The organism is Listeria valentina, from assembly GCF_011800755.1.
GTDB classification, from domain to species: domain Bacteria; phylum Bacillota; class Bacilli; order Lactobacillales; family Listeriaceae; genus Listeria; species Listeria valentina.
Window position 1 is genome coordinate 14,306 of sequence record NZ_JAATJW010000007.1, and the last position, 13,102, is coordinate 27,407.

At 41.2% G+C, this 13,102-nt stretch carries 12 protein-coding genes; all 12 read left to right on the forward strand.

The genetic code is table 11. The features are described from left to right. Positions 1-41: 41 nt before the first annotated feature. The 12 genes from HCK02_RS03180 to ftsA all read left to right on the forward strand — a co-directional run bounded on the left by HCK02_RS03180 (position 42) and on the right by ftsA (position 13,089). Complete coding sequence (locus HCK02_RS03180) at positions 42-932, forward strand: 2-dehydropantoate 2-reductase (protein ID WP_167628688.1); 891 nt, start codon at positions 42-44, stop codon at positions 930-932. Next, positions 913-1,293: a DUF3397 domain-containing protein gene (locus tag HCK02_RS03185; protein ID WP_167628689.1), complete on the forward strand. Its 381-nt coding sequence runs from the start codon at positions 913-915 to the stop codon at positions 1,291-1,293. Before HCK02_RS03180 ends, HCK02_RS03185 begins: the two co-directional genes overlap by 20 nt. Positions 1,294-1,512: 219 nt before the next feature. Then, positions 1,513-1,944 carry a division/cell wall cluster transcriptional repressor MraZ gene (mraZ, locus tag HCK02_RS03190; RefSeq protein WP_167628690.1) on the forward strand — a complete coding sequence of 144 codons (432 nt, stop codon included), beginning with the start codon at positions 1,513-1,515 and terminating at the stop codon, positions 1,942-1,944. An 11-nt stretch (positions 1,945-1,955) separates the two neighbouring features. Then, positions 1,956-2,885, forward strand: coding sequence for a 16S rRNA (cytosine(1402)-N(4))-methyltransferase RsmH (gene rsmH / locus HCK02_RS03195; protein ID WP_167628691.1), 930 nt, complete (start codon positions 1,956-1,958; stop codon positions 2,883-2,885). A 17-nt stretch (positions 2,886-2,902) separates the two neighbouring features. Further along, positions 2,903-3,268, forward strand: coding sequence for a cell division protein FtsL (ftsL, locus tag HCK02_RS03200; RefSeq protein ID WP_167628692.1), 366 nt, complete (start codon positions 2,903-2,905; stop codon positions 3,266-3,268). Next, complete coding sequence (locus HCK02_RS03205) at positions 3,265-5,529, forward strand: penicillin-binding protein (RefSeq protein ID WP_167628693.1); 2,265 nt, start codon at positions 3,265-3,267, stop codon at positions 5,527-5,529. The genes ftsL and HCK02_RS03205 overlap by 4 nt, the downstream gene beginning before the upstream one ends. Before the next feature lie 173 nt (positions 5,530-5,702). Beyond that, on the forward strand, positions 5,703-7,175 hold the full coding sequence (locus HCK02_RS03210; RefSeq protein WP_246215520.1) for a UDP-N-acetylmuramoyl-L-alanyl-D-glutamate--2,6-diaminopimelate ligase: 1,473 nt from the start codon (positions 5,703-5,705) through the stop codon (positions 7,173-7,175). 45 nt (positions 7,176-7,220) lie between these two features. Beyond that, on the forward strand, positions 7,221-8,195 hold the full coding sequence (gene mraY, locus HCK02_RS03215) for a phospho-N-acetylmuramoyl-pentapeptide-transferase (RefSeq protein ID WP_167628695.1): 975 nt from the start codon (positions 7,221-7,223) through the stop codon (positions 8,193-8,195). A gap of 95 nt (positions 8,196-8,290) precedes the next feature. Next, entirely contained in the window at positions 8,291-9,658 is a 1,368-nt protein-coding gene (gene murD / locus HCK02_RS03220) for a UDP-N-acetylmuramoyl-L-alanine--D-glutamate ligase (protein ID WP_167628696.1), read from the forward strand. Next, complete coding sequence (gene murG / locus HCK02_RS03225) at positions 9,655-10,749, forward strand: undecaprenyldiphospho-muramoylpentapeptide beta-N-acetylglucosaminyltransferase (protein ID WP_167628697.1); 1,095 nt, start codon at positions 9,655-9,657, stop codon at positions 10,747-10,749. Before murD ends, murG begins: the two co-directional genes overlap by 4 nt. A gap of 35 nt (positions 10,750-10,784) precedes the next feature. Then, entirely contained in the window at positions 10,785-11,570 is a 786-nt protein-coding gene (locus HCK02_RS03230; RefSeq protein WP_167628698.1) for a cell division protein FtsQ/DivIB, read from the forward strand. A 235-nt stretch (positions 11,571-11,805) separates the two neighbouring features. Then, complete coding sequence (gene ftsA / locus HCK02_RS03235; protein ID WP_167628699.1) at positions 11,806-13,089, forward strand: cell division protein FtsA; 1,284 nt, start codon at positions 11,806-11,808, stop codon at positions 13,087-13,089. The last annotated feature ends 13 nt before the right edge of the window (positions 13,090-13,102 follow it).

Below are 13,102 nucleotides of genomic sequence, written 5' to 3' on the forward strand. Positions count from 1 at the left end.
TAGTAAGAGATAGGAACGGGAAGCAAGTCAGGAGGCAGAGTATGAAACCAAAAATAGGCATTATCGGTGGTGGCGCGATTGGTCTTTATTTCGCAGCGCAACTTAGCGTATATGCGGATGTTACTATTTTTGTTCGCCGTGCTGAACAACAAGTCAAGCTAAATACGGAAGGAATCAAGTTTGGTACAAAGATCTTTTCAGTGAAAAGTGCGCTGATTCAGGAGCAGGATTTGAGAGAACAAGATTTGCTTTTAGTGACCGTGAAAAGCTATCAACTAGCTGAACTGACTTCACAATTAGAAACATTTCCAAAAGAAACACCACTTGCTTTTTTGACAAACGGAATCGGGCATCTCAAGTGGCTTGAGGAATTATCTGCTAAAACGATTTTGCTTGGTATCACAAGCCATGGCGTGGTGCGTACCGGGGATCGTGAAATTGAATCGAGCGGAAAGGGAGAGACGAAACTCGGAATTTGGCGAGGGAAACTTGATGAGCAACTAAAAAACCAATTCACTCAATTTCGAGATTTTTCCATTCAATTTTCGGAGGATATCTTCAAAGCGATTTACCGCAAACTATTAATCAATACAGCTGTTAATCCGCTTACGGCGCTTTTAAATGTGCCGAATGGATCGCTTCTTACAAACAAGGAATTTAATAACTTTCTGCGTGAAGTGGTTCAAGAAGCAAATCAAGTGCTACATGTAGAAGACGGGTTAGATATAGTGGAAGAAATTTGCCGAAATACAGCATCCAACTGGTCATCGATGGCGATGGATGTATTACATAAAAGACAAACGGAAATTGATGCGATTGTTTTACCGGTTCTTGAAATGCTCGCTCGCGAAGGGCTTTCTGCCGAAAAGCTTGCAACGCTTTATCAACTCATTAAAGGAAAGGAGCGCGAAAATGCTAAATTGGACGACTGAAATTTCAGCTTGGTTGATTGTTTGCCCAGTTTTTTTGTTTTTCTTTCTTTATTGGGGGTTAAAGTGGGGGCTGAAAAGTCAACCTCGCGCGCTTAGGTGGAGTGCTGACTTAACGACACTTTTTTTCATTCTAGCGGATCACTTCTGGATGGTACAGCTATTCGGGCGCTCATTCTTGCTGTATATTCTGCTTGTGCTATTCATACTCGGTATTGGGATCGTTATTCTTTTTGCGCTTCGAGATGGGGAACTTCGTCTTGAACGCGTTTTTCGGACGTACTGGCGCCTGTGTTTTTTCATTTTTGCTGTCCTTTATCTCTTTCTTTACTTCACAGGACTCGTTCTTGCGATCAGCTACTAATAAATGAAAAAATCTTTTTTGGGCAGGAAGTGGGGGATTTTGTTTTTTTGCCCCATTTCCCCCCACCGCATTTCAAATTCTCATAAGCCGCTTTATACCAATGCTTTAAATCTCTTTCTCTTTGCGAGAAAGAGATTTTTTTTTGAAATTTTTAGGTTTAGGGTGGAGTAAAGTGGGGAGATGTGGTAAAGTGGTAAATAAGAAAGTGGGGGAAGTCTAATGTTCATGGGCGAATATCAACATAACATTGATATAAAGGGCCGTTTGATCGTGCCAGCAAAATTCCGTGAGCTATTAGGCGAACAATTTGTGATCACTCGCGGACTGGATAAGTGTTTGTTTGCTTATCCGCATTCGGAGTGGAGTAAATTGGAAGAAAAACTTCAATCGCTTCCGCTGACTAAAAAAGATGCCCGTTCATTTACACGGTTCTTCTTTTCTGGAGCTTCTGAATGCGAACTTGATAAGCAGGGGCGGATTAATATTCCACAAACTCTGTTAAGTTATGCTGATCTTGAAAAGAAATCTGTGATTATCGGAGTTTCCAATCGTGTGGAAATTTGGAGCAAACCGGAATGGGAGGCTGCTTTTGAAGAAGCCGAAGAATCCTTTGCGGACATTGCTGAAAATATGATTGGATTCGATATTTAAGGAGGGCTAAGATGTTTCAACATGAAACGGTTTTGCTGCATGAGACGGTAGACCGATTAGAAATTAAAAAAGATGGCATTTATGTGGATGCAACGCTTGGCGGTGCTGGGCATACATCTTATCTGCTAAGTCAACTTGGCGATGAAGGGCGCGTTTACGCGTTTGACCAGGATGATGTGGCCATTCAAAATGCTAAGAAAAACTTAAGCGATTCACGTCTTACTCTTATTAAAGCGAATTTTCGCGAACTCAAACTTGAGCTTCTTGCAAAGGGAGTAAACGAGGTAGACGGGATTTTATATGATCTTGGCGTGTCTTCGCCGCAACTTGATGAGCGCGAGCGTGGGTTTAGCTATCACAATGACGCCGCACTCGACATGCGAATGGACCAGTCGCAAGAGCTTTCGGCAAAAACGGTTGTGAATGAGTGGAGCTATGAGCAACTAGTTCGAATCTTTTTTCGTTACGGTGAAGAAAAATTTTCGAAGCAAGTGGCGCGTGAGATTGAAAGGCGACGAGAAACAGCTCCGATTGAAACAACTGGTGAGCTTGTGGATATTATTAAAACGGCCATTCCAGCACCAGCAAGACGAAAAGGTGGACATCCTGCAAAACGGATTTTCCAAGCGATTCGGATTGCTGTGAATGATGAATTATCGGCAGTTGAAGATTCACTGGCGGATGCACTGACGATGCTTCGGAAAAATGGAAGAATCAGCGTGATCACTTTTCATTCGTTAGAAGATCGGATCGTGAAACAAATCTTTCAAGAAGCTGCTAAAGGACCAGAAGTCCCAAGAGGATTGCCGGTTTTGCCAGATGAATATCAACCGAATTTTAAACTAGTTACAAGGAAACCCATTCTACCAAGTGTGGAAGAGGTTGAACATAATAATCGGGCACGTTCGGCAAAATTACGTGTCATTGAAAAAATCAAATGATGTAGGAGATGGTGTCTGTGAGTAATGTAGCCTACAAATCCAATTTGGAACCAAAGCGTATACATACGGAACAAACAGAAGAACAAACACAAAAACTTATTAAACGCAAACGAGTCACAACAGGTGAAAAAATAATCGTCGCGATTGCTATCGTAGTGGTAGCCGTTATCGCTTTTCAAATTATTCGGGTACAAGCAAGTATCTACGATGTCAATCAAAGCGTTGAAACAACGGAGTCTAAGTTGTCCGATCAAGAAAAAAATAATGCAGACTTAAAAGTGCAAGTTAACGACTTGGGTCGCTATGAACGTATTTTGCAAAAAGCGAAAGAAAAAGGCTTGAAGCTCGATGGCGATAACGTGAAAGTAGTAGACGGCAAATGAACCGGCGCAGAGGAAATATGAGGAGAGGCGCATTAGCTCTTTTTGTCTTTTTCACTGCGCTTTTCCTCGTTCTTACGGGACGCTTTTTGTATATTCAAATTCGCGGCGTCGTGAACGGGGAACCGCTTGCGGCACTTGCAAGTAAGCAACATGCGAAAAGTGAAGTCATCGAAGCAAAGCGCGGGTCGATTATTGACAGAAACGGAGAAGTGCTCGCTGAAGATACTGCCACTTATACACTTGCTGCGGTCGTCTCAAATCGGTTGTCTAAAACAGATAAAAATCCGATGTATGTTACAAATAAAGAAAAAACAGCTGAAGTGCTTAGCAAATATATTGCGATGTCAAAGGCAGATATCTTGAAGCAATTAAATAAGAAAAAGGTTTATCAAGTCGAGTTTGGAAAAGCAGGCAAAAACATTTCTGTTGAAACGAAAAAGAAAATCGAAAAAGAAGATTTGCCTGGATTGATTTTTACTAGACAAGCAGAACGCTTTTATCCAAATGGGACTTTTGCAACACAGCTCATTGGTTTTGCACAACAAACGGAAGGTCAAAGCGGCGAAAGCTCACTTGTTGGCAAGATGGGCATTGAAAAAAGTTATAATGAGGCTTTAACTGGCGAAAATGGCAAGCTGAAATATAGCACAGACCGCATGGGCTATATTTTACCGAATGCTGATAAAAATGTGGAAAAAGCCAAAAATGGTAGTCAAATTGAATTGACGCTTGATAAAAAAATTCAAACCTTCTTAGAAGATACGATGACAACAGTCAATGCGAAGTATAAGCCTAAAAATATGATGGCCGTTGTCATGAATCCGAAAACGGGTGAAATTTTAGCAATGAGTCAGCGTCCATCCTTTAATCCAACAACTAAAGCTGGTTTGAATGGAAAATCAGCAGGGGTTTGGCAAGATTTACCTGTCGAGTACGCATATGAGCCGGGCTCTGTTATGAAGATTTTTTCACTGGCATCCGCGATTGATACAGGTGTTTATGACCCGAACGCTTATTTTAAATCGGGTATCTATAAAGTTGGAGACATTCCGATCCATGACCATAATGGCGGAGTTGGTTGGGGCACGATTCCTTATCGTGAAGGCGTGGAACGTTCTAGTAATGTTGCTTTTGCCACTTTGCTTAATAAAATGGGAACAGATACGTTTGAAAAGTATCTAACGAAGTTTGGCTTTGGAAAGAAAACTGGCATTCAACTTCCAAATGAAGCAACTGGTAAAATTCTTTATCACTATCCAGTAGAAAAAGTAACGACTGTTTTTGGTCAAGGAACAACTGTCTCGATGATGCAAATGCTTCAAGGCGCTTCGGCGATTGCAAGCGATGGCAAAATGAAATTGCCTTATGTGGTTTCTTCCATTACGGATCCAAATACAAATAAAACGTCGAAAACGCAAATGAAAGTTACTGGAAATCCAATTAGTGAAGCCACGGCGAAAAAAACACGTGAAGAATTGGAACGCGTTGTGAGTGGGGAACATGGTACAGGGAAACTGTATGCGATTCCGGGTTATTCTGTCGCTGGTAAAACAGGGACATCACAAATTGCAGATCCAACTTCTGGTAAATATATGACGGGGAAAAATAATTACATCTTTTCCTTCATGGGGATGGCACCTGCAAATGATCCAGAAATTGTGATGTATGTGACGATGCAGCAACCGCAGCTTTCAGATACGGAAACAGGTGGAGAAGCAGTTTCCGAGGTCTTTAATCCCGTTATGAAAAATAGTTTGCAGTATTTGAATATCAAACCGGCTGCTGAAAAGAAACTTTCGAAAATTAAAATGAAAGATTATACAAGTAAAACGGTGGAAGAAGCGAAAAAAGCGGTGCAACAAGATAAACTTAACCCTATTGTGATTGGAAATGGGAAAAAAATCGTACAGCAAATTCCAAAAGTCGGAGAAACAATTCTTGAAGGACAAAAAGTCATTTTGATGACAGATGGAGATATGACGGTTCCAGATATGCAAAACTGGTCGCGAGAAGATGCGCTGAAAGTATCGGAAATCACGGGAATTCCATTCAGTTTTAGTGGAAGTGGATACGTGGTAAAACAAAGCGCAGCTGCGGGAACAATTTTGAATGATGATACGGAACTCAAGCTTGAACTTGCGGCTCCGGATTCGATTGAAGCATTTACGAAGAATAATGATGATTCGGATAAGGAAAAGGTGAAGCAAGACACGAATATTCAAGAAAATCAAGGTGTAGGTGACCTTTTGACGGGTCAATGATTTTTGCCTAGTAGGTATTCTGGCTTCTTTGTCAGAGAAGCCAGAATACCTATTTTACTGGGCTTTAGGTCATATAGAAATGCTTGTTACTTTTTGCTAAGATAGAAAAGGAGATTTTTCGCCTTATTTATTTTAGGAAAGAGCGAAAAGCGAGCTTAAAGGAGATGGAAGTTGTGAAATTAGAGAAGCTATTAAGCGTGCTGCCGCTTTACTATGGCGCTCAGGATTTGCCGGAAATAGAGATTGAAAAAATTGAACAAGACAGCCGTAAAGTAAACCCAGGAACTCTTTTTGTTTGTATTGACGGGGAAGTGGTTGATGGGCATCAATTTGCTAAAGTGGCTGAGGAAAAGGGAGCAACGGTGATTTTGGCGGAACGTGAGGTGCCTGTATCCATTCCCGTTATTCGCGTTCAAGACACAAAGCGTGCACTCGCGCTTCTTGCCGATCACTTTTATGGTTCACCAAGTCAACAAATGCATATGATTGGTGTAACTGGGACTAACGGGAAAACGACGGTGACGCATTTAATCGATCAAATTTTGCGGACGCATGGCGAAAAGACGGGCTTAATCGGAACGATGTACATGCGCATTGCTGAGCGCACGATTGAAACTAAAAACACAACGCCAGGAAGTTTGACGCTGCAGCAAGTTTTCTCTGATATGAAGCAAGCTCACGTAACGAGTGCGACGATGGAAGTTTCGAGCCATGCTCTTGTTCAAGGTCGTGTGCACGGAACGGATTTTGATGTAGCGGTTTTTACAAATCTTTCGCAAGATCATCTAGACTACCACAAAACGATGGAAGCCTATGCACATGCGAAAAGCTTATTATTTGCTCAACTTGGTAATAAGTTCCAAAAAGAAGCGCCTAAAATGGCGGTGCTTAATGCTGATGATCCGGCTTCAGAAACGATGAGAGAAGCAACGGCAGTTCCAATTATTACTTACGGAATTGATCACGATGCAGATTTTAGAGCCAAGAACATTGAAATTACAAGTAAGGGCTCGACGTTTGATTTAGTTTCGAAAACGGGTGTTCAGAAAGTGCATATTCAAATGATCGGGAAATTTAGTATTTATAATGTACTTGCAGCACTGGCCACTTCATTCGTGCTTCAAATTCCTGAAAAAGAAGCCATTCAAACGCTTGGTGAAGTGAAAGGTGTTTCAGGGCGCTTTGAACTCGTTCATGCTGGACAGGATTTTCCGGTGATTGTCGATTATGCGCATACACCAGATGGGCTGTTAAATGTGCTTGAAACGGTGGATGAATTCGCTAAAAAACGTGTGTTTGTCGTTGTAGGTTGCGGCGGGGACCGAGATAAAGGCAAGCGCCCGAAAATGGCGAAAATCGCAGTCGATTATGCGACAGATCCGATTTTTACATCAGATAATCCGCGAACAGAAGATCCGCGAACGATTATTCGAGACATGGAAAAAGGCGTAGAAGGAAAAGAATATGTCGTGCGTGTCAATCGCAAAGAAGCGATTCAGTATGCGGTCGAGCAAGCTGAAGCAGGCGACGTGATTTTAATTGCCGGAAAAGGTCATGAAGACTACCAAATTATCGGAACAGAAAAAATTGATTTTGACGATCGTGTTGAAGCACGGTTGGCTATTGAAAAAAAACTAGAACTTTAATACAATAAATAACAGTTTGAAAGAAAAGATTGGGGAGAAATCATTGTGTCATTTTATATGTTATTCACCACGCTTGCGATTGCATTCATTTTAACGGTAGCTTTTGTACCGGTCTTAATTCCATTTTTAGTTAAGCTGAAATTTGGTCAAAGTATCCGCGAAGAAGGACCGAAGATGCACGCTCAAAAATCAGGAACACCAACAATGGGAGCTGTCGTTTTCTTAACGGCTATCATGTTCAGTTATTTGGTTATGAGCTTTATCACGAAATCTTTCAGTTTAACAACCGGGTTGCTTTTTATCGCAATCGCACTTTATGGTGCACTTGGATTTCTCGACGATTATATTAAAGTCGTTAAAAAACGCAATTTAGGCTTAACATCCAAACAAAAATTTCTAGGGCAATTGGCCATCGCTGTGTTATTTTTCCTTGTTTATCATTTTGGAAATTTTTCAGAGACACTGCGCGTTCCATTTACACAAATTGAAGTGAACTTAGGCTGGTTTTTCTTGTTGTTTGTTTTGTTCTGGCTCGTTGGTTTTTCCAATGCGGTCAACTTAACAGACGGCTTAGATGGCCTTGTTTCAGGACTTTCAAGTATTGCCTTTGCAGCATTCGGCGTGATTGCTGTCGTGCAAAATCAGTTTGAAGTCGCTTTGTTCTGTTTTGCAGTAGTCGGGGGCATGCTTGGGTTTCTTCTATTTAACAAGAACCCTGCGAAAATATTTATGGGCGATACCGGCTCGCTTGCGCTCGGTGGGGCACTTGCAGCCGTTTCGATTTTGCTGAAGCAAGAATGGCTTCTCCTTTTAATTGGGATTGTTTTTGTTATTGAAACAGCATCCGTGATTTTACAAGTTTCTTATTTCAAGCTGACACACGGCAAGCGACTATTTCGAATGACGCCGATCCATCATCACTTTGAACTAGGTGGTTGGAATGAGTGGCGTGTTGTTCTAACATTTTGGGGAGTAGGGTTACTTGCTGCAGTAGCAGCCATTTTAATGGTACAGTTATAAGCGATTTTTAGCGTCTCTAGAAGGTTCTTTTTGGCCGTTTAGTTGACGCTTTCAGTCGTTTTTAGCAAAAAAGGGAGATATCGGAGGCTAACAAAATGAAAAATATTGAAATGTATTATCATAAAAAGGTACTTGTACTAGGGCTTGCGAAAAGTGGCGTGAGCGCTGCGAGTTTACTGCATAAATTAGGGGCGTTTGTCACGGTAAATGACCAATTGCCATTCAGTGAAAATCCAGAAGCACAAGGCTTGCTCGAGCAAGGCATTAAAGTGATTTGCGGGAGCCATCCGACAGAACTTTTGGATGAGGGCTTTGAACTTCTCGTGAAAAATCCAGGAATTCCTTATAACAATCCGATGGTCGCAAAAGCTGAGCGATTAAACATTCCGGTAATTACAGAAGTGGAACTTGCTTATCAAATTTCGGAAGCGCCAATCATTGGGATTACAGGGACTAATGGGAAAACAACAACGACAACGATTATTGACCGAATGTTAAACGAAATGGTTGCGGGAAAATCACTTCTTGCTGGAAACATTGGCTTCCCAGCATCAGCGGTTGCGGAAAACGCAACGAGCGATCAGTGGATTACAATGGAACTCTCTTCCTTCCAGTTAATGGGAGTTTCTACATTTAAACCCAAAATTTCTGTTATCACAAACATTTACGAGGCGCATCTTGATTATCACAAGACGCGCGAAGAATATGTGGCAGCAAAATGGAACATTCAAAAAAACCAAACGAAAGAGGATGTTCTTGTCATCAATTGGGATCAAGAAGAACTACAAGGATTGACGCGAAAAACGGCAGCTCGTGTGATTCCTTTTTCAACGACACAGCGTCTTTCAGAAGGTGCCTATGTCCAAAACAATCAGCTGATGTTTAATGATGAAGTAATCGGCTCGCGTGAGGATATTCTTCTTCCAGGGGATCATAATCTCGAAAACATTCTGGCTGCTATTGCCACTGTAAAAACAATTGGTGTACCTAATGAAGCGATTATGACGGTTCTTAAAACCTTTAAAGGCGTACCACATCGTACGCAGTTTGTGACTGAATTTAATGGGCGTAAATTTTATAACGACTCCAAGGCTACAAATATTTTAGCGACACAAAGTGCCTTAAAAGGCTTCAAACAACCCATTGTGCTTCTTGCTGGTGGATTGGACCGGGGAAATGAGTTTGATGAATTAATGCCATTTTTACGAAATGTGAAAGATGTTGTTGTGTTCGGGGAAACGGCAGACAAAATTGCGCGAGTGGCTAAAGAAACTGGAACGACGGTGCACTATGTCAAAGATGTTGAAGATGCTGTTCCAGTAGCTTACAAAGCATCTCAACCTGGGGATGTGATTTTACTTTCACCAGCTTGTGCAAGTTGGGATCAATACCGAACTTTTGAAGTACGAGGAAATGCATACATGCGGGCGATTCGCGTGCTAACTGATGAGGTGGAAAAATGAAAATTGTACTAACAGGAGGCGGAACGGGAGGTCACATTTTCCCGGCGCTTGCTTTCATCCGAGAATGTAAAAAAGAATACCCAGATGCTGAGTTTTTGTACATCGGTACCTCAAAAGGTCTTGAAGCAGATCTAGTTCCGCGTGAAGGCATTGCTTTTGAAGCGATTGAAATTACAGGTTTTAAACGTTCGTTTTCACTTGATAACTTTAAGACGATTGCTCGTTTCTTCAAAGGAACAAAACGAAGTAAGGAAATCTTACGACGCTTTAATCCGGATTGTGTCATCGGAACAGGCGGATATGTATGTGGACCAGTGGTTTATGCGGCAAGCAAGCTTAAAATTCCAACGATTATTCACGAACAAAATAGCGTGGCTGGGCTGACCAATAAATTTTTGAGCCGTTATGTGGACAAAATCGCTATTTGTTTTGAAGAAGTCAGCGATTCCTTTCCGTCAGAGAAAATTGTCTTTACGGGAAATCCGCGGGCTTCCGAAGTGGTGAACATCGAAACAACGAATGCACTCGAAGCCTATCAATTAGATAGCGCCAAACCCACCGTTCTTGCTTTCGGGGGGAGTAGGGGTGCAAGGCCGCTTAATGAAGCCGTTTGGAACATCTTGCCCGAGTGGAAAGATAAGGACTACCAGCTGCTTTATGTGACCGGAAATGTACACTACGAAAAAATAAAAGAAGAGCTCAAAACCCTTAATTTGGGTGAAAACATCAGTGTGGTTCCTTTCGTCTACAATATGCCTGAAGTTTTAAACGAAGTCGAGCTTGTGATTTCGCGGGCAGGGGCAACTACGATTGCGGAATTGACTTCACTTGGCGTGCCTAGTGTTTTAATTCCAAGCCCCTATGTAACGGCGAATCACCAAGAAAAAAATGCTCGTTCCCTTGAAAAAAGCGGGGCTAGCGTTGTCATAACAGAATCCGAGCTTGAGCAAACGGATTTAATGGCACAAATTGATGCGATCATGTCAGATAAGGCGACGCTTGATGAGATGGCGTTTCACGCTGGTGAGTTAGGTATTCCTGATGCTGCTAAGCGACTGGTGGACTTGTCTGTGAGTCTCATGAAAGCTTAATTAAGTAAACGAGAACAAAGGAGGTGAGGTTTTAAATGGCGAAAAACAAAAAAGTGGTTTCGATCGAAAGCCGCATTCCTGAATTAAAGAAATATCGTAAGAAAAGATTGGTTCGCCATTTAATTCTTCTGATAGGTTTCTTTGTTCTTCTGATTCTCGCAACTTTGTATTTTTTGTCTCCGATTAGCAAAGTAGAGACGATCTATGTTTCTGGAAATCGTGAATTAACGGAGCAAGATGTGCGATCGGATAGTGGCGTTCAAAAAGGTGACTATATGATCGCTATCAATAACAAAAATGTAGCAGAACAACTTGAAAAAAATAAAATGATCAAAAAAGCAGTCGTTGAAAAAAGTGGGCTGCGGAAGGTTAAAATCAAAATTACTGAATACAAAACGATCGGGTATCAGCCAAGAGACGGTTTTTACTATGAGATTCTTGAGAATGGCGAGCTATTACTAGAACGAGCAAGAAAATTCCCGATTGGAAATCGTGTACTCTTTTTCAATTTTAAAAATGACGACGTGCTGAAAGATATGGTGAAGGAGTGGAAAAAGTTACCAGTAAGTGTTCAAAATGCTGTATCTGAAATCCATTTGAAACTGACAAAAAGTGATCCTGAACACATTTTATTGTACATGAATGATGGCAACCAAGTGACGGCAACGATTCACGGGTTCGCAGATAAAATGAGTTACTATCCTTCGATTTCAGCTCAATTAAACACAGGACAAAAAGGTGTCATTGATCTTGAAGTAGGGGCCTATTTTGAAAGCTATTATAAAAAGAAACAAGAAAAGGAAAAAGCAGAATCCGAATGATTCTATAGAAAATTTGTCCAATAGGGGGTCGTTTGTTCCCCTTTTTCTATGATTTGCTTGGTAATTCTTAAAAAATGTTCAAAATTTGATCTTTGTACTTTAATTCAAAAGTTTGTTGGTGTAGACTAGAGTATAGGTAAATCTAACATAGTCTAAAAAGCGTCAACATGAAAATAAGAAATCGCATAAATAAAATGAAAGTGTACACGAATGAAAACAAAGGAGGTGCCGATCAGTGGGAGAAAGTGAAATTTATGTGAGCCTTGATATTGGCTCTTCAAAAATTAAAGTAATCATCGCGGAAATTGCAAATGACCGTTTGAATATTATAGGTGTTGGTGACGTTGAATCGGAAGGAATTAAAAAAGGCATTGTTATTGATATTGATAAAGCCGTAGATTCAATCAAACAAGCAATTCAAAAAGCTGAGCGAATGGTTGGAGTTGAAATTTCACAAGTGATTGTCGGAATCGTCTCTAATCAAATTATGCTTGAAGACAGTCGCGGCATTGTTGCGGTTAGTGGTGATAATTCTGAAATTACAGATCATGATGTATGGAACGTCCTTGATTCTGCACAAGTTGCTCCGCTTAGCCCTGAACGAGAAGTGATCAGTCTTATTCCGCATCAATTTATTGTTGATGGTTTCGATGGAATAACAGATCCGCGTGGCATGAGTGGTGTGCGTTTAGAAATGGAAGGCTCACTTGTAACAGGTTCAAAAACAATCTTACATAACATCCTCCGCTGCGTAGAACGAGCTGGACTGGAAATTACTGAAATTGTGCTACAGCCACTTGCTGAAGCTGCTATTTCGATGACAAATGACGATAAAGAATTTGGAACCGCACTTGTGAATATTGGAGCGGGAACAACGACGATCAGTCTATTTGATCAAGGAAAACTGGTGGCAACAAGTTCAATTCCTGTTGGTGGAGAAAATATCACGAAAGACTTATCACTCGGGTTAAATACTTCAACAGCAAATGCTGAAAAAGTGAAGCTTGAGCATGGTTATGCTTTTTATGATGATGCTTCACAAGATGAAGTATTTTCGGTGGATGTGATTGGCTCCGATCAGCAACAACATTTCAATCAACTTGAGATCGCGGATATCATTGAAGCGAGACTGGAAGAAATTTTTGAACTCGTTCAAGAAGAAGTTTACCGCATGGGAGCGAGAAACTTGCAAGGTGGTTACATCTTAACCGGTGGCACAATGGGAATGCCGGGTGCAATTGATCTTGCTGGGAAAACGCTTGGTAGTCATGCAAGGCTTGCAATGCCAGATTATATTGGAGTTAGAGATCCAGCTTATACAACGGCCGTTGGTTTGATCCAATATGCTTATGAATTAGAGGGGCTTGAAGGGCGAGACCTTGGAAGTGAGACTTCAGCTTATCATGAAGAAAGCGAAGGGCGAGCTGAAAAGAAAGCGAAAGCACCTAAACCTAAAAAATCTGATGATGAAAAAGTAACAACGAAAATGAAAAATTTCTTTGGCGCGTTTTTTGAATAATAGCTGCGATTAA

What these genes read in the sequence shown, in the direction of transcription:
- HCK02_RS03180 (WP_167628688.1), top strand. Translation starts at nt 42, where the DNA reads ATGAAACCAAAAATAGGCATTATCGGTGGTGGCGCGATTGGTCTTTAT.
- HCK02_RS03230 (WP_167628698.1), top strand. Translation starts at nt 10,785, where the DNA reads ATGGCGAAAAACAAAAAAGTGGTTTCGATCGAAAGCCGCATTCCTGAA.
- HCK02_RS03185 (WP_167628689.1), top strand. Translation starts at nt 913, where the DNA reads ATGCTAAATTGGACGACTGAAATTTCAGCTTGGTTGATTGTTTGCCCA.
- mraZ (WP_167628690.1), top strand. Translation starts at nt 1,513, where the DNA reads ATGTTCATGGGCGAATATCAACATAACATTGATATAAAGGGCCGTTTG.
- murG (WP_167628697.1), top strand. Translation starts at nt 9,655, where the DNA reads ATGAAAATTGTACTAACAGGAGGCGGAACGGGAGGTCACATTTTCCCG.
- HCK02_RS03205 (WP_167628693.1), top strand. Translation starts at nt 3,265, where the DNA reads ATGAACCGGCGCAGAGGAAATATGAGGAGAGGCGCATTAGCTCTTTTT.
- murD (WP_167628696.1), top strand. Translation starts at nt 8,291, where the DNA reads ATGAAAAATATTGAAATGTATTATCATAAAAAGGTACTTGTACTAGGG.
- rsmH (WP_167628691.1), top strand. Translation starts at nt 1,956, where the DNA reads ATGTTTCAACATGAAACGGTTTTGCTGCATGAGACGGTAGACCGATTA.